The organism is Rathayibacter sp. AY1E8, assembly GCF_002931415.1.
Taxonomy (GTDB): Bacteria; Actinomycetota; Actinomycetes; order Actinomycetales; family Microbacteriaceae; genus Rathayibacter.
This window is the reverse complement of sequence record NZ_PSVI01000018.1, coordinates 1-16,694: the sequence shown is the minus strand read 5'-3', so window position 1 is coordinate 16,694 and position 16,694 is coordinate 1. Positions and strand designations below refer to the sequence as shown.

The window sequence follows — 16,694 nt, the reverse complement described above, 5'->3', positions numbered from 1 at the left end:
GGCCGGACGGCTCCGGGGCGGTGGTGGCTAGCCGCGCTCGGCGCTCCGGCGGCGCAGCGCGGCGAGCAGGAGCCCGCCGACGCCGCCGGCGATCAGCAGTCCGCCGAGGCCCAGCGGCAGGCCGATGTCGGCGCCCGTCGAGGCCAGGGGCGGGCGGCCGCCGGGGTGCGGCGCCACGGCGGTCGGCGTGCTGCTCGGAGTGGGAGCGGCCGTCGGTGCGGTGGTGGGCGCGGTCGTCGGGGCGACGGTCGGCTGCGCGGTCGGAGCGACGGTCGGCTCGGCGGTCGGGGCCACGGTGGGCTCCGGCGTCGGGGTCGGCGTGGTCGGGTCCTTCTCGGCGTCGATCGCGGAGGTGTCCGCGGCGAACGAGGCGGTCACGAAGGCGATGGCCTTCGACGTGATGCCGAGCGCCTCCTGGTTGATGTTGTCGATGTCGTCGGCGGCGGAGTGGTAGTTCGGGTCGTGCGTGATGCCGGCGGTGCCGCCGAACAGCGCGACCTCCTCCTCCGTCTTGACGTCGTCGGCGCCGGTGAAGACGCCCGAGGACGGGATGCCGACCGAGATGAAGCCGTCGTAGTCGCTGCGTCCGTCGAACGCGGTGTCGATCCAGGGCTGGTCGATCGAGTCGAAGTAGTCGGTGAACGCCTTCTCGGTCGCGATCGAGCCGGCGGGCACGTCCACGGGGGCCTCGTAGGTGGACTGGTCCGCGTCGTAGACGGAGATCACGTAGTTCGGCGAGGCGACCATGTCGAAGTTCATGTAGGTCGCGATCTTCGAGGCGTCCTCCTCCGTCAGGGAGTCGACGTAGGTGTAGGAGCCGACCAGGCCCACCTCCTCGGCGCCCCACCAGGCGAAGCGGACCGCGTTGGTCGTGTCGCCCGCGGCGGCCAGCTGCACGGCCGTCTCGAGCAGCGTCGCGGATCCGGAGCCGTTGTCGTTGATGCCGGGGCCGGCGGGCACGCTGTCGAGGTGCGCGCCGAGCATGACCACGTTGTCGTGGTCGCCGCCCGGGGTCTCCGTGACGATGTTGAAGGTCTCCACCTCGGTCGTCGTCTGGTCGATGAGGACCGAGACGCTCGCGGGGAGCGACGCCAGCAGCGCCTGCCCCTCGGCCTGCGTGACGCCGACGCCGGGGACGGCGGCCGCGTCCTGTCCGCCGAACGTCCCGTTGAGGGCGTCGCTCGGCGCGTTGTCGTAGATGATGATCGCGGCGGCGCCGGCGGCACCGGCGCCGACCGACTTCTCGAGGAAGCTGCAGGAGCCGCGGCTGACGAGCGCGACCTTCCCGGTGGCGTCGAGGCCGGCCCAGGCGTCCGTGGTGCAGCCGAGCGGATCGACGGGGGCGATGAGCTCGCCGGTCACGCCGCCCTCGGGCGTCGACGGAGTGAACTCCATCGGCGTGCCGACGGCGCCGGTGCCGGTGGTCAGCGTGAACGCGTCGATCGTCTGCGTCGCGGTGGTGAAGTCCTGGCGCTGCGTCGTGTAGCCGGCGTCCGCGAGGACCTTCTCGACGTACGCGCCGCTCAGCTCGTAGCCCGGAGTGCCGATCGCGCGGGTGCCGCCGTTGGCGTCCGCGATCGCCTGAAGCGCCTCCAGGTGGGTCATGATGCCGTCGACCGTGACGGTGTCGGCGAAGTCGACCGGCTCGACGGCGCTCGCCGTCGGCGCGAAGGCGAAGCCGGCGACGAGGGCGCCCGCTCCGATCATCGCGCTCGAGCCGATCAGCGAGCGGCGTCGGCGGCCGCTCGAGGTGTTCGTGGTGGTTCGCGCCACTGGGGCTCCCTCTCCTCGAGAACGGGCCGCCGCGTCGGCGGCCCCGACGCGCACCTCCCGAAGACTGGGAGGGGATCGCGTCCTCTGCGAGGGTATTCACAGGAAACGGTGCGGCCCAGTCCCCCCTGCCAGATTTCATCCGGACGAAACACGGACCGGGCCGGCGGGTCGGTCAGGCCGTCGCCGGGCTCTCGGCCCACTCGCGGAGCATCGCGAGCGTCTCCTCCGGACGGTCGCGGTGGGGGCTGTGACCTGCGCCCGCCACGACCGCGTACCGGATGCGCGGATTCGCACGCAGCACCAGGGCGGCGAGGGAGGGAGGGAGCAGCGTCTCGACCTGCGGATCGCCGGCCAGCACGAGGACCGGCGGGCGGAGGCCCGGCAGGTCCGCCAGCAGGTCCCACGGATCGTTGTCGTCGATCGTCGCCGCCACCGCGGACGGGTCGGCGGCCCGCACCGCGGCGAGCTTCTCGGCCCGGTCCCGCTCGTCCCAGAGCGGCTGCGCGACAGCGAGCTCCTCGGCCGAGACCGCGAGACCGGCGAGCTCGCCCGCGCGGACGGCGGCCCGCTGCTCCGGGGCGAGCCGGAGCACCGGGTCCAGCAGCGCCAGGCGCCCCGCCCAGCCGGACTCGCGGGCGGCGGCGCGCACCGCGACCGCTCCGCCGAGCGAGTGCCCGACGACGAGGTCGAACGGTCCCCGCGCGAGGGCGTCGTCGGCGTAGGCGTCGTGGCGGGCGGAGCCGCCGCGCGGCCCGTCGCCGTGTCCGCGCAGGTCGGGAGCGGAGACGCTCCAGCCCGCCGCGGTCAGCTCGCGGCTCAGCCGCCACCAGGTGCGGCCCGAGCCGCCCAGGCCGTGCAGGAGCAGGACCCTGCCCGCCGTCATCGCCGGAGCCTCAGTCGAAGCGCGGGTCGCGGCCGGTGCGCTCACCGGTCGCGAGCCCGGCGATCGCGGCGAGGTCCTCGTCGTCCAGGGCGAAGCCGAAGACGTCCAGGTTCTCGCGGATCCGCTCCGGCGTCACCGACTTCGGGATCACGACGACGCCGAGCTGCACGTGCCAGCGCAGCACCGCCTGCGCCGGCGAGACGCCGTGCTTCGCGGCGACGCGGGCCAGGGCCGGCTCGTCGAGGAGGCGCCCGCGGGCCAGCGGCGACCACGCCTCGGTGACGATCCCGTGGGCGGCGTCGAAGGTGCGCAGCTCCTCCTGGGGCAGCCGCGGGTGCAGCTCGACCTGGTTGATCGCCGGCACCACTCCCGTCTCGTCGAGCAGGCGCTGCACGTGCTCCTCGGCGAAGTTCGAGACGCCGATCGAGCGGGCCCGCCCCTCGCTCTGCAGGCGCTCGAGGGCGCGGTAGGTGTCGACGTAGCGGTCGCGCGAGGGGATCGGCCAGTGCACGAGGTAGAGGTCGACGTAGTCGGTGCCGAGCAGCTCGAGGCTCCGGTCGAAGGCGGCGATCGTCTCGTCGAAGCCGTGGTCGTCGTTCCAGACCTTGGTCGTCACGAAGACCTGCTCGCGGGGGAGGCCGCTCGCGCGGATCCCCTCGCCGACTCCGCGCTCGTTGCCGTAGAGGGTGGCGGTGTCGACGTGCCGGTAGCCGGCCTCCAGGGCGACGGCGACCGTGCGGGCCGCCTCCTCGTCGCCGATCTTGTAGACGCCGAGCCCGAGCTGGGGGATCGCGCGGCCGTCGTTGAGGGGGATCAGGGGGACGCTCATGCCTCCCATGCTGGCACGCGCCTCAGACGCTCCAGTCGAGCTCGCCGTGCGGTCCCACGTGCACGTCGTCCTCGATCAGCGCCGCGAGACCGGCCACCCCGAAGAGGAGGCGCCGCTCGGCGCGCTCCGCGTCGCTGCGCTCGTCGATGCCGCGCGCGGCGAAGTGCACGTCGTGGCCCGCCTGCAGGCCCTCGACGCCGAGCCGGCCGCGGAGCGCGCGCACGGGGCGCCGGCCGATGCCGAGTCCGCGCCAGAGGGAGCCCGTCTCGAGGACCACCGCCGTCTCGGAGGCGACGACCCCGTGCTGCTCGCGGTGCGCGGTGAGCTGCCACCCGTAGCCGAGGTGGTGCAGGCGGGTCGAGTGCGGGCCGCGCCAGGCGTGCGAGGACTCCTCGCGGCGGAAGTAGACGGGACTCGGGCGGAAGGACCCCTGCCAGAGCGCGGCGGCGAGCTCCGTGCACCACTCCGGGGTCTCCGGATCGGACCAGGGGTCGAGGAGGTCGGTCCGGGCGGCGGCGCGCCGGTGCTCGCGCACCAGCTCCTCCGCGTCCTCCCGCAGTCCCATGCCGTCCCCTCGTCGTCGTGGGCCTTCACCCTAGGGTGTCCGACAGGCGCCGGACAACCGGGGTGGCGGCCTAGGAGGGCAGCGTGACCGGCTCGGTGTCGGGCAGCGGGCTGGCGTCGCGCCCGCGGAGATCCGGGTGGTACCGGCGGCCGAGCAGGGGCACCAGGAAGCCGACCAGGGCGAAGGCAGCGGCGACGACGATGGCGGCGGTCGGCCCGGCCTGGTCGATCTGCACGCCGGCGATCGCGGAGCCCAGCGCCGCGCCGATCAGCTGACCGGTGCCGACCCAGCCGTAGGCCTCCGCCGTGTCCGAGAAGCGCACGCTCGAGGCGGTGATCGCGAACAGAGCCGCGAGAGCGGGGGCGATGCCGATGCCGGCGAGGAACAGCGTGACGCACAGCCACCAGAAGTCGGTCGAGACCGCCGCCAGACCCATGCCGACCGTGACGATCAGCATCCGCCGCGCGGTCGCCCACCGGCTGATCGGGATGTGGCCGAGGGCGAGGCCGCCGACCAGGGAGCCCGCCGCGAACACGGCGAGCACGACGCCCGACTCGACTCCGCCCTCGCCGAACACCGCGACGACGCCCGCCTCGACCGCCGAGCAGGCGCCGATCAGGAGGAAGCCGACGACCGTGGCCAGCAGCACCGGGGGCTTCGTGAGCACCACGCCGAGGCGGCGCTTCGAGCGCGGGATGCGGACGCGGCCCACCTCGGGCGAGGCGATGAACCAGATCCCGCCGCCGATCAGGAACGCGGCGGCGGTCAGGATGCCCGCGACCGTCGACACCTGGATCGACACGAGCGTCGCCAGCACCGGGCCGAGCACCCAGATGATCTCCTGCGCGGAGGCGTCGAGCGAGAAGAGCGGGGTCAGCTGCGAGCTGGTGACCATCTTGGGGTAGATGGTCCGCACGGCCGGCTGCACCGGCGGCATGCTCAGGCCGGCGACGAACCCGATCACGACGAACTGCCACACCTCGAGCGGGAGCACGGCCATCGCGATGATCGCGCCCGCGCAGACCACGAGGGTGATCGTCAACACGCGGCGCATCCCGAGCCGCCCCATCAGGCGGCTGGTCAGCGGCCCGGCGATGGCCTGCCCGATCGACATCGAGCCGAGCACCAGGCCGGCGGCGGCGTAGGAGTGGTGCACCCGCTCCACGTGCAGGAGGAACGCCAGCGAGAGCATCCCGAACGGGAAGCGCGCGGTCAGCTGCGCGAGGATGATGCGCCCCACCCCGGGGGTCTTCAGGAGATCGGTGTAGCTGCCCACCGGACGACACTAGCGCTCCGGAGGGGACTGCGGTTCGTCGAGGGAGACCGCTGCCCGAGGGTCCCTCGACGGGTCGCGGTTCCCTCGGCGGAGGGGCGCGTCAGCCGGCCAGCACCTTGCGGATCCGCTGCAGCGACACGCTCTCGGCGGTGCCGAGCGACTGCGCGAAGAAGCTCACCCGCAGCTCCTCGATCATCCAGCGGGCGCGCGCGATCCGCTCCGGGGCGTGCGCGGGCAGCGGCACGACGCCGCCTGCCGAGCGGTAGAGCTCCTGGGCCGCCTGCACCTCGTTCAGCCAGACGCGGTCGCGCCCGACGTTCTCGGCGATCTTTCCGAAGCGCTCGGTGATCCCGCCGAGGTAGCGCGGGAGGTGCCGCAGCCGCTCCACTCCGGTCGCCGAGACGAAGCCCGGGTAGACCAGGCCCGAGAGCTGCTCCCGCGCATCCGTGAGGGCGGGCAGGAGCGCCATGCTCGTCGAGGCCTTGAGCGCCTTCTCGACGCCCCGGGCGGTGGTGAGGATCGTCGTGACCGTCTTCACGGTCTCGAACATCGCGTCCATGACACTCGCGGAGACCCGGTCGCGCACGGCGTCGAACTCGGCGCGGAGGAAGAGCATCCCGTCGGGCTTCATCCGCCAGAGGACCGCGTCGACGCAGGCGAGCAGGCAGTCGGTGAAGAGCGCGGTCGTGTTCTGGTACGGGCTCTGCGCGAGCACGAGCTTCTCGTTCGAGGTGAGGTGCTGCTGCACGTAGGCGACGGGGCTCGGCGTCGCGAGCAGGAGGAGGCGGCGGACGCCTCGCGGGTGCTCGCGCGCCTGGTCCTCGGCCGTGGCGAGCAGGCGGATCGAGACCGAGTCGCCGTCGTCGATCAGGGCGGGGTAGGCGCGGATGGTGTTCCCGCCCTGCCGGGTGTCGGTGACGCGGGGCAGCTCCGGCATGTCCCAGGTCCTCAGGCCCCGGCGCTCGAGCGCGTCGGGGACCCGGGCCTCGACCACGCGGGCGACCTCGTCGCGGACCCGACCGCGCAGGCGCTCGGCCAGCGGGGCGAGCTCCTTGCCGGCGGCGACCGTGCGCCCCCGCTCGTCGGCGACGGCGAAGGTGACCCGCAGGTGCGAGGGGATGCGCTCGAGGTCGAAGTCCTCGGGCTGCACCACCACGCCGGCCTCGCGGCGGATCGCTCCGGCCAGGGTCGCCGCGAACGACTCCGTCGGCGGGTTCGGCACGTCGTGCGGCAGGGACGCGGTGAGCTTGCGCGCCCAGTCGTTCGCGGGCACCACGTTCCGGCGCAGGTGCTTGGGCAGCGCCTTGATCATCGCGGTGACCAGCTCGGCCCGGAGTCCCGGCACCAGCCAGTCGAAGCCGAGGGGCGTCACGCGGGGCAGGAGCGCGAGCGGCACGTGCACCGTCACTCCGTCCTCCTCCGTCCCCGGCTCGAACCGGTACGAGAGGCGGAAGCGCTGGTCGGCCTGGCGCCACTGCGTGGGGAACGCGGTCTCGTCGATCTGCTCCGCGTCCTCGGGGAGGAGCGTCTCCTGCGTCATCGTCAGCAGGTCGGGCTCGTCGTGCTGGGTCGTCCGCCACCAGGAGTCGAACGAGCGCACCGAGGTGATGTCGCGGGGGAGTCGGCGGTCGTAGAAGTCGAACACGGCCTCGTCGTCGACGAGCAGGTCGCGGCGGCGCGTGCGCTCCTCCAGCCGCTCGAGCTCGGCCCGCAGGGCGCGGTTCTTGCGGTCGAAGGCGTGGCGCGACTCCCACTCGCCCTCGACGAGGGCGTGCCGGATGAACAGCTCGCGGGCGTACGAGGCGTCGATCCGCGAGAACTGGACGCGGCGGCGGGCGATGATCGGCACGCCGTAGAGCGTGACCTTCTCGTAGGCCACGGCCGCGCCCTGCGACTTCTCCCAGTGCGGCTCGCTGAACTGCCGCTTGACGAGGTCGCCCGCGATCGCCTCGGCCCAGGCCGGATCGATCGCGGCGTTCGAGCGGGCGAAGAGGCGGCTGGTCTCGACCAGCTCGGCGCTCATCACCGCGTCGGGGAGCTTCTTGGCCAGGGCGCTGCCGGGGAAGATCGAGAACTTCGCGTTGCGGGCGCCGATGTACTGCACGTTCTGGCGCTCGCGGCTCTTCGCCGCGCGCTGCGCCTGCTGCGAGGTGGTGTCCTTGATGCCCAGGTGCGAGAGCAGGCCGGCCAGGAGGCTCCGGTGGATCCCGTCGGGGTCGACCTTCGGCTCGCCCAGCTCGAGCTTGAGGGGGCGCGCGAGCTGGCGCAGCTGGCGGAACACGTCCTGCCACTCGCGCACGCGCAGGTAGTTGAGGTACTCGGCCTTGCACAGGCGCCGGAAGGCGCTCGAGGAGAGCTCCTCCTGCTTCTCCTCGACGTAGTTCCAGAGGTTCAGCAGGGTGAGGAAGTCGCTGGTGGGATCGACGAAGCGCGCGTGCTGCTGGTCGGCCTGCGCGCGGCGCTCGAGAGGGCGCTCGCGGACGTCCTGGATCGTGAGGCCCGCGACGATCGCCATCACCTCGCGGCTGACGCCGTGGCGGCGCGACTCGATCACCATCCGGCCGAAGCGCGGATCGATGGGGAGCCGCGCGAGGTCGCGCCCGATGCGCGTGAGCTGCGGCGCGGCCTCCGCCCCCTTGCGCGGGACGCCGCTCGAGTGCGCGTTCGGCGGCGTGCCGCGCACCGGAGCGGCGTCTCGCGGCGCGGCGGAGGCGGCGGAGGGGGAGCCGGGGACGCGGAGGGCGCCGAGCTCCGTGAGCAGGTCGAGGCCGTCCTTGATGCCGCGGGAGTCGGGCGGAGTGAGGAACGGGAACGAGGCGATGTCGCCCAGTCCGAGCGAGATCATCTGCAGGATGACCGCGGCCAGGCCCGTGCGCAGGATCTCGGGATCGGTGTACTCGGGGCGGCGGAGGTAGTCCTCCTCGGAGTAGAGGCGGATCGCGATGCCCGCGCTGGTGCGTCCCGAGCGGCCGGAGCGCTGGTTCGCGGAGGCCTGCGACACCGCCTCGATCGGCAGCCGCTGCACCTTCGAGCGCGCGCTGTAGCGCGAGATGCGGGCCGTGCCGCCGTCGATCACGTAGCGGATCCCGGGGACGGTGAGGCTCGTCTCCGCCACGTTGGTCGCGAGCACGACGCGGCGGCGGACGCCGGGGGTGCGCCCCTTCTCGAAGACGCGGTGCTGATCGGCCGCCGACAGGCGCCCGTAGAGGGGGAGCACCTCGGTGCCCGGCAGGTTCCGACCGCGGATGGCGTCCTCGGCGTCGCGGATCTCGTTCTCGCCCGAGAGGAACACCAGGACGTCGCCCGGATCCTCGCGCGCCAGCTCGGCCAGGGCGTCGGCGATGCCGGTCATCAGGTCGCGGCTGCCGCTCGTCGCGTCGGGGACGTCGGTGTCGTCGTCCTCCTCCGGCTCCTCGGCGACCAGCGGGCGGTAGCGGATCTCGACCGGGTAGGTGCGGCCGGAGACCTCGATGATCGGCGCGGGCTCCCCGCCGGCGTCGGAGAAGTGGGCCGCGAAGCTCTGCGGGTCGATCGTCGCCGAGGTGATGATCACCTTCAGGTCGGGGCGCTGCGGCAGCAGGCGGTGCAGGTAGCCCAGGAGGAAGTCGATGTTGAGGCTGCGCTCGTGAGCCTCGTCGATGATGATCGTGTCGTACCGGCTGAGCATCCGGTCGTGGTTCATCTCGTTGAGCAGGATGCCGTCGGTCATCAGCTTGATCCGCGTCGAGGCGGACGCCTTGTCGGTGAACCGGACCTGGTAGCCGACCAGCCCGCCGACCTCGTCGTCGAGCTCCTCCGCGATGCGCTCGGCGATGGTGCGCGCGGCGATGCGCCGGGGCTGCGTGTGCGCGATGCTCTCGCGGCCGAGCTCTAGGCAGATCTTCGGCAGCTGGGTCGTCTTGCCCGATCCGGTCGCGCCGGCGACGATGACCACCTGGTGGTCGCGGATCGCGGCGGCGATGTCGTCGCGCCGCGCCGACACGGGGAGTTCGGGCGGGTAGCGGATGCTGAGCACGTCTGACATGAGCCCTCCATCCTACGCCGCGTGCGACAATGCCCTGTCTCGTGAATCATCGCGGGCCACCCTGCCCGGTCGGGCGCTCCGGCGCTGGTCGACCGCGGCGCACGATCCCGTGGAGCACCCCGATGAATCCGCAGTCCCTGCTGGTCGTGCTGAACATCGTGCTGCTGCTCTTCGCGATCCGGGGCGTGCTGTCGAACCCGAGGCTCTCGAAGGTCGCGAAGGTCTCCTGGGTGGCGTTCATCGTGATCGCGCCGTTCATCGGCAGCCTCGCCTACCTGGCGGTGGGCCGTCGCGGCGGGAGCGGCGGAGGCGGCACGGTCGTGCGCGGCACGGAGCGGCCGTCGGGCTGGTTCTTCGAGCGCTGAGCGGCCGGGCGGGCCGGCGGCGGGGGAGACCCGCGGACGTCGGCGCTCCGCGGACCTCCTGACCCTCCGTCCCGCGGCAACCCCCTGACCGGAGGCTCCGCCCACGTCTAGCGTGGGGCGCATGGCCGATCGTCTGCGCTCCAGTGTCAGCCCCTACCTCCGCTCGCACGCGGACAATCCGGTCGACTGGTTCCCCTGGGGCGAGGAGGCGTTCGCCGAGGCGGTGCGCCGCGACGTCCCGGTGATGGTGTCGATCGGCTACTCCACCTGCCACTGGTGCCACGTGATGGCGCGGGAGTCGTTCTCGGATCCGGTGCTCGCCGCTCGGCTGAACGCGGACTTCGTCGCGGTGAAGGTCGACCGCGAGGAGCATCCGGACGTCGACACGGCCTACCTGACGGCCGCGAGCGCGTTCACCCGGCAGCTCGGCTGGCCGCTGACGGCCTTCGCCACCCCCGCCGGCGAGACCTTCTTCGCCGGCACCTACTTCCCGCCGCGCGCCGTCGGCGGCGTGCCCGCCTTCTCCGACGTCCTCGACGCGGTCTCGGAGGCGTGGCGGCTGCGGCGCGACGAGGTGCAGGCGACGGCGGGCGGCCTGGCCGCGGCCCTGCGCGAGGCGACCGCGGCGCTGCCCGCCGATGCCGCACTGCCCGGCGACGCCGAGCTCGACGGCGCCGTCCGCGCACTCGCGGACGAGGAGGACCAGGTGCACGGCGGCTTCGGCGGCGCCCCGAAGTTCCCGGTCGCCCCCGTGCTCGGGTTCCTGGCCTCGCGGCCCTCGGGAGCGGCGCTCGCCGAGCGCACGCTGCTCGCGCTGGCCGCGTCCCCTCTCCGCGACCGCGACGGGGGCTTCTTCCGCTACGCGACGCAGGCCGACTGGAGCGATCCGCACTACGAGCGGATGCTGTACGACAACGCGCAGCTGCTCGACGTCGCGGCCGTCCTGCTCGGGCACGACGGCGCCCGGGTGGAGGAGCTGACCGGAATCGCGGAGGGGGTCGCCGCGTTCCTCCTGACCACTCTCGAGCGGCCGGGCGGCGGCTTCGCGTCGGCGCAGGACTCGGAGAGCATCGTCGACGGTCAGCGCTCGGAGGGCGGCTACTACCTCGCCGAGGACCGGTCCCGCCTCGCGCCTCCCGCTCTCGACGAGAAGGTCGTCACCGGCTGGAACGGCCTGGCGATCCGCGCGCTCGCCCGCGCCGGACGCGTGCTCGGACGGGAGGAGTGGCTCGACGCCGCCCGGCGCGCGGCGGACGCGGTGCTGCAGCGGCACCTCGTCGACGGCCGCGTCGCGGTGCGCGCCTCCCTCGACGGTGCCGTCTCCGCGGCCCGCCCGGCGCTGGAGGACCTCGGGATGCTGGCCGGCGGGCTCCTCGAGCTCGCCGTGGCGGAGGGCCGTCCGCGCTACGCGGTCGTCGCGCGCACCCTGATCGACGGCGCGCTCGACGCGGCCGACGGCCCGCTGCCGTTCGCGCTGCCCGGGGGAGGAGACCCGGCGCTGACCGCGCGGGGACTCCTGCTCGCGGCCGATCCCTCCGAGGGCGCCTACCCCTCCGGCCTGTCGGCGACGGCGGACGCGGCGCACGAGCTGTACCTGCTCACCGGATCGCAGCGCTACCGGGAGGCGGCCGAGGCGGTCGTCGCCTCGATCGCTCCGGGCGCGGTCCGGCAGCCGATGGGCTTCGGCGCCGTGCTCGGGCTCGCTTCGCGGCTGGCTCGCCCGGTGCGGCAGCTGGTCGTCGTGGGCCCCGGCGCGGCGGAGGCGGTGCAGGGCGCGCGGTCCGCCGGGATCGGCGTGCTGGTCGGCGTGTCCGACGAGGGCGCTCGGGACTGGGCGGACGCGGGCTTCGAGCTGTTCGAGGGGCGGATCTCGCGGGAGGGGCTGCCGACCGCCTACTCCTGCGAGGCCTTCGTCTGCGCCCTTCCGACGACCCGCCTCCCGGAGGAGCTGCTCACGCGGCCGTGACCACCAGTGGCGCCGCGGGGTCGGCGGCCCACTCGTTGAGCGAGCCGTCGTAGACGACCGCCGTGTGGACTCCGAGCACCGCCAGTGCGAGTGCATCGGCCGTCGCGGCGATCCCGCCCCCGCAGTAGAGGACGATCCGCTCGGCCTGGAGAGCGTCTCCGAACAGCGACCGCAGCCGCTCCGGCGGCAGGAGCGTGTTGTCGGCCCGGTCGACGAGCCGCCCGGCGGGGACGCTCCGCGAGCCAGGCAGGTGTCCGAGGCGGGGGCGGCGCCCCTCCTCCCCGGTGAACTCCTTCGGCGGGACCGCGCAGACCAGCGCCCCGGGAGCCTCGCCGCGCACGACGCTCTCGACGCCGGCCTTGTCGATCCAGAGCGGCCGCTCCTCGCGCACGCTGATGCCATCGCTCACGGCGGGCTCGACATGCCCCGTCTCGATCGGGCGCTCCTCCCGCCGCCAGGCCGGGAGCCCGCCGTCGAGCACCGCGACGGCGTCGTGCCCGGCCGAGCGCAGCAGCCACCACACGCGCGATGCCCACTGGCCGACCGCGGAGTCGTACACGACGACCACCGAGTCGTCGTCGATGCCGAGCGCGGCGGTCGCGGCGGCGAAGCGCTCCGGGTCGAGCCGGGTGAAGGGCAGGGGAGCCGCCGGATCCGACAGCTGCTCGAGCAGGTCGCCGAACACGGCGCCGGGGACATGCCCCTCGAGGAGGTACTGCTCGTCGCCGCTGAGGTAGCCGGGCCGCCCGTCGAAGCCGGGCACGAGCAGCACGCTGGCGTCGACGACGACGAGGTGCTCGCGGCCGAGCTGGTCGGCGAGCCACTGGGTCGAGACGATCGGCCGGGCGAGGTACGGGGCGGAGGAGGTGCTCATCCGCCCCACGGTAGGCGCGACCGCCGACAGGCGCGCCCCCGTGCGTCACGCACGGTCACGGTCGCCGCCGGGCGCTCAGCACTCGATGACGTTGACCGCGAGGCCGCCCTCGCTCGTCTCCTTGTACTTCGACGACATGTCGATGCCGGTCTGGCGCATCGTCTCGATGACCGCGTCGAGCGAGACGCGGTGGTCGCCGTCGCCGTGCAGCGCGAGGCGGGCCGCGCTCACGGCGGTGGAGGAGGCGATCGCGTTCCGCTCGATGCAGGGGATCTGCACGAGCCCGCCGACCGGGTCGCAGGTCAGTCCGAGGTGGTGCTCCATCGCGATCTCGGCCGCGTTCTCGACCTGGCGCGGACTGCCGCCGAGCACCGCGCAGAGCGCTCCGGCGGCCATCGCGCAGGCCGAGCCGACCTCGCCCTGGCAGCCCGCCTCCGCACCGGAGATCGAGGCGTTCGTCTTGCAGAGCGAGCCGATCGCGGTGGCGGTGAGGAGGAAGCGGCGCAGCCCAGCGCGGTCGGCGCCCGGGACGAAGCGGAGGTAGTAGTGCCCGACGGCGGGGATGATGCCCGCCGCTCCGTTCGTCGGAGCCGTCACGACGCGCCCGCCTGCGGCGTTCTCCTCGTTCACCGCGAGGGCGAAGGCGTGGAGCCACTCCACCGAGGTCGCGCGGGCGCGGTCGAGCGGATCCTCCTCGAAGGCCTCGAGCCGCTCGCGGAGCACCGAGGCGCGGCGGCGGACGCCCAGGCCGCCCGGCAGCACGCCGTCGGTCGCCAGGCCGTGCTCGACGCAGGCGGCCATGGCGTCCCAGATCGCGTCGAGGCGGGCGTCGATGTCGACCCCGGGGTGCAGAGCGCGCTCGTTCGCGGCGGCGATCTCGGCGATGCCGGAGCGGGTCCGATCGCAGGTCGCCAGCAGGTCGAGCCCGGAGACGAAGGGGTAGGGGTGCGGGGCCAGCGCAGCCAGCTCGGCACGCTCGCCCGCGCGCCGGATGAAGCCGCCGCCGATCGAGTAGTAGGTCTCCTCCCACACCGGCAGCGCGTCGTCGCCGACCCAGACGCTGAAGGTGAGGGCGTTCGGGTGCTCCGGCAGCCTCGTGCGCGGCTCGAAGACGACGTCGTCGCGCGTCATCGCGAGGCGCTGCTCGCCGGCCAGCAGGATCGTCCCCTCCGCGTCGAGGCGCTGCCATGCCCCGCGCACCAGCGCCGGGTCGCACGTCTCGGGGTCCAGGCCGGCGAGACCGGCGACCACCGCGTCGGGGGTGCCGTGGCCGATCCCGGTGGAGCCGAGCGAGCCGTAGAGGGTGCATCCCACCCGGCTCACGCGGCCGAGGAGCCCGGCGTCGCGGATCCGCTCGGCGAGGGCGAGGGCGGCGCGCATCGGTCCGACGGTGTGCGAGCTGGACGGGCCGATCCCCACGCTGAACAGGTCGAGGACGGAGACGTAGGCGCTCATCCGTCGAGCGTACGCCCGTCCGCGGACGGGGGGAGGGCGGGCACCCTCGTGGACGCCCGCCCTCCTCACCGTGCCGCTCCGGTCACCACTCGCAGTGCACGTGGTTGTCGTGGCCGGGCTTGCCCGGGCCGAGCGTGAGCGTCGCGCCCAGGGCGGTGCAGGCGTCCTGCACGGCCTGGTGGTCCGCTCCGTTGAGGACGGTCACGCCGTCGATCCGGTCGATGTCGACCGCGTGGCCGGTGTAGTGGCGCGACGACGCCGTGTGGTCCTCACCGGCGAGGGAGGTGACGCGGAGGTCGAAGCCGTACTCCGTGTTGAGGCGGAGCAGGCCGTTCAGCATGGCCGGGTCCAGGGCCACCTCGGTGACTCCCGCGTCCCCGCCGGAGCTGGTCCGTGCGGGCTTCCCTGCCGCCGTGTCGCGGATGTTGACGAGCGAGGTGGACTCCGGGTCCGCGCCTGAGTCGGCGCCCAGCTCGTAGAGCTCGATCCCCGGGTTGTCGAGGATGGCCTGGGCGGTGGCCGCCGCGTCGCCGCTGGGCGGAGGAGTCGTGCCTCCGCCGCCGCCGGTCCCGGCGATGAGGGCCTTCCAGGTGGCAGGTCCGACGATGCCGTCGGCCGTCAGGCCTGCTCCGCTCTGGAAGCCGGTCACTGCGGATTCGGTCCCGGCACCGAAGACGCCGTCGACGGCGAGGGAGGCGCCGTTCGCGTTCAGCTGGGTCTGCGCCGCACTGACCGCGTCGCCGGTGGAGCCGCTGCGGACGGTCACCGCGAGTGCTCCCCAGGTCGCCTCGCCGATCACGCCGTCGGCGGCGAGGCCCTTCGCGGACTGGAAGGCGTTCACGGCACTCGCAGTGCCGGAGCCGAAGGCACCGTCCACGGCGAGCGACTGGCCGGAGCCGCGGAGCAGGTACTGCGCGGTGGTCACGTCGTCGCCGCTGGATCCCGAGGAGAGCACGGGCCAGTCGGCCGCCTGAGCGCTCGTCGCCCCGCCGACGGTGACGCCGACGGCGAGCAGGAGCGCGGTGATCAGCGCGAGGACGCGGGAGCGGGCGCTCCGCGGTCGGACGGTGGTGTCGGTGTCGACGGTGGTCGTGTCGATGGTGGTCATGATCCTCATCCCTCGCTCTCGACGGCCTCGCGGGCCAGGGTCTCCCACTGCGCGTAGGCGTCCGGCACGCCGGACTGCTGGACGGCCTGCGCGGCCTCCGTCACCGGCAGCGACTCCCAGCCGGCGACGTCGAGGAGGCCGGCGTTGCTGGTGGGACTGTTCGCGGCTCCGTAGAAGGCGCGCGACGCGTAGACGGGGTCGACCAGCTCGGCCGCGGTGCCCCAGCCGTAGGACGGGCGCTGCTGGAAGAGTCCGACGGAGTCGCGGTCTCCGCCGGAGAGGTTGCGCAGGCGCGATTCCTGCATCGCCGTCGCGATCGCGATCACCCAGCCGTACTCGGGGACACCGGCGGTCCTCCCCTCGGCGATGATCGTGCGGACGTTGGAGAGCTGCTCGTCGTTCAGGGTGGCGAACGTCTCGCCCGGCTGCCCCGGGTCGGGCGTCGAGCCGGAGCCGGAGCCGGTCAGCGACTGCCAGGTCTGCGGGCCGACGACGCCGTCGACGGTCAGGCCGGCCGCGGACTGGAAGCCCTCCACGGCGGCGCGGGTCGCGGCTCCGAACTCGCCGTCGACGGTGAGCCCGGCGCCGGTCTTGTTCAGCTGCACCTGGAGAGCGGTCACCGCCTCGCCGGAGTCGCCGGAGGAGACGGTCGTGATCAGCGCCGTCCAGGTCTGCTCGCCGACGATGCCGTCGGCCGAGAGGCCCCGGTCGCTCTGGAACGCGGAGACCGCGGCTGCGGTGCCGGCACCGAAGACTCCGTCCGCGTCGACCGAGCGGCCGGCGGCGTTCAGCAGATGCTGGACGGTGCGGACATTGGCGCTGTTCTCGCCCTGAGCCACGACGGGCCAGGCGGCGGCCGAGGCCGAGACGGCCGCGACCGAGACGGCCGGGGCGGGAGCGGCGAGGGCGGCCGGAGCGCTTGCGAGCGATCCGAAAGCCAGAGCGCCGCAGGCGGCACCAGCGACCAGCAGCCGGCCTCGTGGGGATGTGGTGGTGGGATTTCTCATCGTCTCGTACACCTCTTCGTGGCCGGGTCCGGCCGGATTCGTCGTCACGATCTGGAGAGCGGTTCTCCCTTGCCCCTCAGGCCTACTCCGACCCCTCGGCCTCCGGGGGAGGACGGATGCGGTGTCCAGTGACTGTCCACGGAACACGGAGGGGGATCCGTCGCGCGGGGGAGGCGTCCCGCGGCGCGCGGCGGCACACTCCGCCGGAGAAGGAGGCCGAGTGCTCGCTCGGGGAGGGCCGGGCGGCGCATCGTCGGCCGCAGGCCGGGCAGGAGCCGCCGCGGTCATCCGTTCCTGCGGCACCGGTCGGGCCCCGGAGACCTGCGATCCGATCGATCGGGAGCCGCTCGACGCGGCCGACCCGTCGGTGATCCCGCACGCCCCCCGTCGGTCGTCATCGTCGGAGGAGCCGACACCTGCCGCGAGACGCCACCTGTGCACGCCTCCCGCGATGTGACGCGTACTGAAGCGGCGTCTCGCGGAGAGGAACGGGTCAGCGCAGCGTCTTGCGCGCCGAGATCTGGCCGGTGTCGAAGCCGAGCAGGTGCAGGCCGCCGTGGAAGCGGGCG

Annotated in this window: 12 protein-coding genes; 2 read left to right on the top strand and 10 right to left on the bottom strand. The window is 73.8% G+C overall.

What is annotated here, in order from left to right; all coding sequences use genetic code 11:
- Positions 1 to 27: 27 nt before the first annotated feature.
- The 6 genes from C5C74_RS07255 to hrpA form a co-directional block, all read right to left on the bottom strand.
- The gene (locus tag C5C74_RS07255; protein WP_104351239.1) at positions 28 to 1,773 is read right to left on the bottom strand and encodes a M28 family peptidase; all 1,746 of its coding nucleotides are present in this window, start codon (positions 1,771 to 1,773) and stop codon (positions 28 to 30) included.
- A 172-nt stretch (positions 1,774 to 1,945) separates the two neighbouring features.
- A complete protein-coding gene (locus C5C74_RS07250) occupies positions 1,946 to 2,656 on the bottom strand; it encodes an alpha/beta fold hydrolase (RefSeq protein WP_146083020.1) in 711 nt (236 codons plus the stop codon).
- A gap of 10 nt (positions 2,657 to 2,666) precedes the next feature.
- Entirely contained in the window at positions 2,667 to 3,485 is an 819-nt protein-coding gene (locus C5C74_RS07245) for an aldo/keto reductase (protein WP_104351237.1), read from the bottom strand.
- A 22-nt stretch (positions 3,486 to 3,507) separates the two neighbouring features.
- Positions 3,508 to 4,050: a hypothetical protein gene (locus C5C74_RS07240; RefSeq protein ID WP_104233702.1), complete on the bottom strand. Its 543-nt coding sequence runs from the start codon at positions 4,048 to 4,050 to the stop codon at positions 3,508 to 3,510.
- Between the two features lie 70 nt (positions 4,051 to 4,120).
- Positions 4,121 to 5,326 (bottom strand): MFS transporter, encoded by a 1,206-nt coding sequence (locus C5C74_RS07235; protein WP_104222308.1) that lies wholly within the window; start codon positions 5,324 to 5,326, stop codon positions 4,121 to 4,123.
- Positions 5,327 to 5,426: 100 nt separating this feature from the next.
- Positions 5,427 to 9,350, bottom strand: coding sequence for an ATP-dependent RNA helicase HrpA (gene hrpA, locus C5C74_RS07230; RefSeq protein WP_104351236.1), 3,924 nt, complete (start codon positions 9,348 to 9,350; stop codon positions 5,427 to 5,429).
- 122 nt (positions 9,351 to 9,472) lie between these two features.
- Here hrpA and C5C74_RS07225 point away from each other — a divergent pair, with 122 nt between their 5' ends.
- Both C5C74_RS07225 and C5C74_RS07220 read left to right on the top strand, forming a co-directional pair.
- Positions 9,473 to 9,715, top strand: a complete 243-nt coding sequence (locus C5C74_RS07225) for a PLDc N-terminal domain-containing protein (RefSeq protein WP_160033960.1) — start codon at positions 9,473 to 9,475, stop codon at positions 9,713 to 9,715.
- A 121-nt stretch (positions 9,716 to 9,836) separates the two neighbouring features.
- The gene (locus C5C74_RS07220; RefSeq protein WP_104339842.1) at positions 9,837 to 11,681 is read left to right on the top strand and encodes a thioredoxin domain-containing protein; all 1,845 of its coding nucleotides are present in this window, start codon (positions 9,837 to 9,839) and stop codon (positions 11,679 to 11,681) included.
- Here the strand turns inward: C5C74_RS07220 and C5C74_RS07215 are convergent.
- The 4 genes from C5C74_RS07215 to C5C74_RS07200 all read right to left on the bottom strand — a co-directional run bounded on the left by C5C74_RS07215 (position 11,668) and on the right by C5C74_RS07200 (position 16,125).
- Complete coding sequence (locus C5C74_RS07215; protein ID WP_104351235.1) at positions 11,668 to 12,555, bottom strand: sulfurtransferase; 888 nt, start codon at positions 12,553 to 12,555, stop codon at positions 11,668 to 11,670. The two genes, C5C74_RS07220 and C5C74_RS07215, sit on opposite strands and share 14 nt — an antisense overlap.
- A 75-nt stretch (positions 12,556 to 12,630) precedes the next feature.
- Complete coding sequence (locus C5C74_RS07210; RefSeq protein WP_104247354.1) at positions 12,631 to 14,010, bottom strand: L-serine ammonia-lyase; 1,380 nt, start codon at positions 14,008 to 14,010, stop codon at positions 12,631 to 12,633.
- A gap of 82 nt (positions 14,011 to 14,092) precedes the next feature.
- Positions 14,093 to 15,118 carry a peptidoglycan-binding protein gene (locus C5C74_RS07205; RefSeq protein WP_104233697.1) on the bottom strand — a complete coding sequence of 342 codons (1,026 nt, stop codon included), beginning with the start codon at positions 15,116 to 15,118 and terminating at the stop codon, positions 14,093 to 14,095.
- A 5-nt stretch (positions 15,119 to 15,123) separates the two neighbouring features.
- The gene (locus C5C74_RS07200) at positions 15,124 to 16,125 is read right to left on the bottom strand and encodes a peptidoglycan-binding protein (RefSeq protein ID WP_104351252.1); all 1,002 of its coding nucleotides are present in this window, start codon (positions 16,123 to 16,125) and stop codon (positions 15,124 to 15,126) included.
- Positions 16,126 to 16,694: the final 569 nt, after the last annotated feature.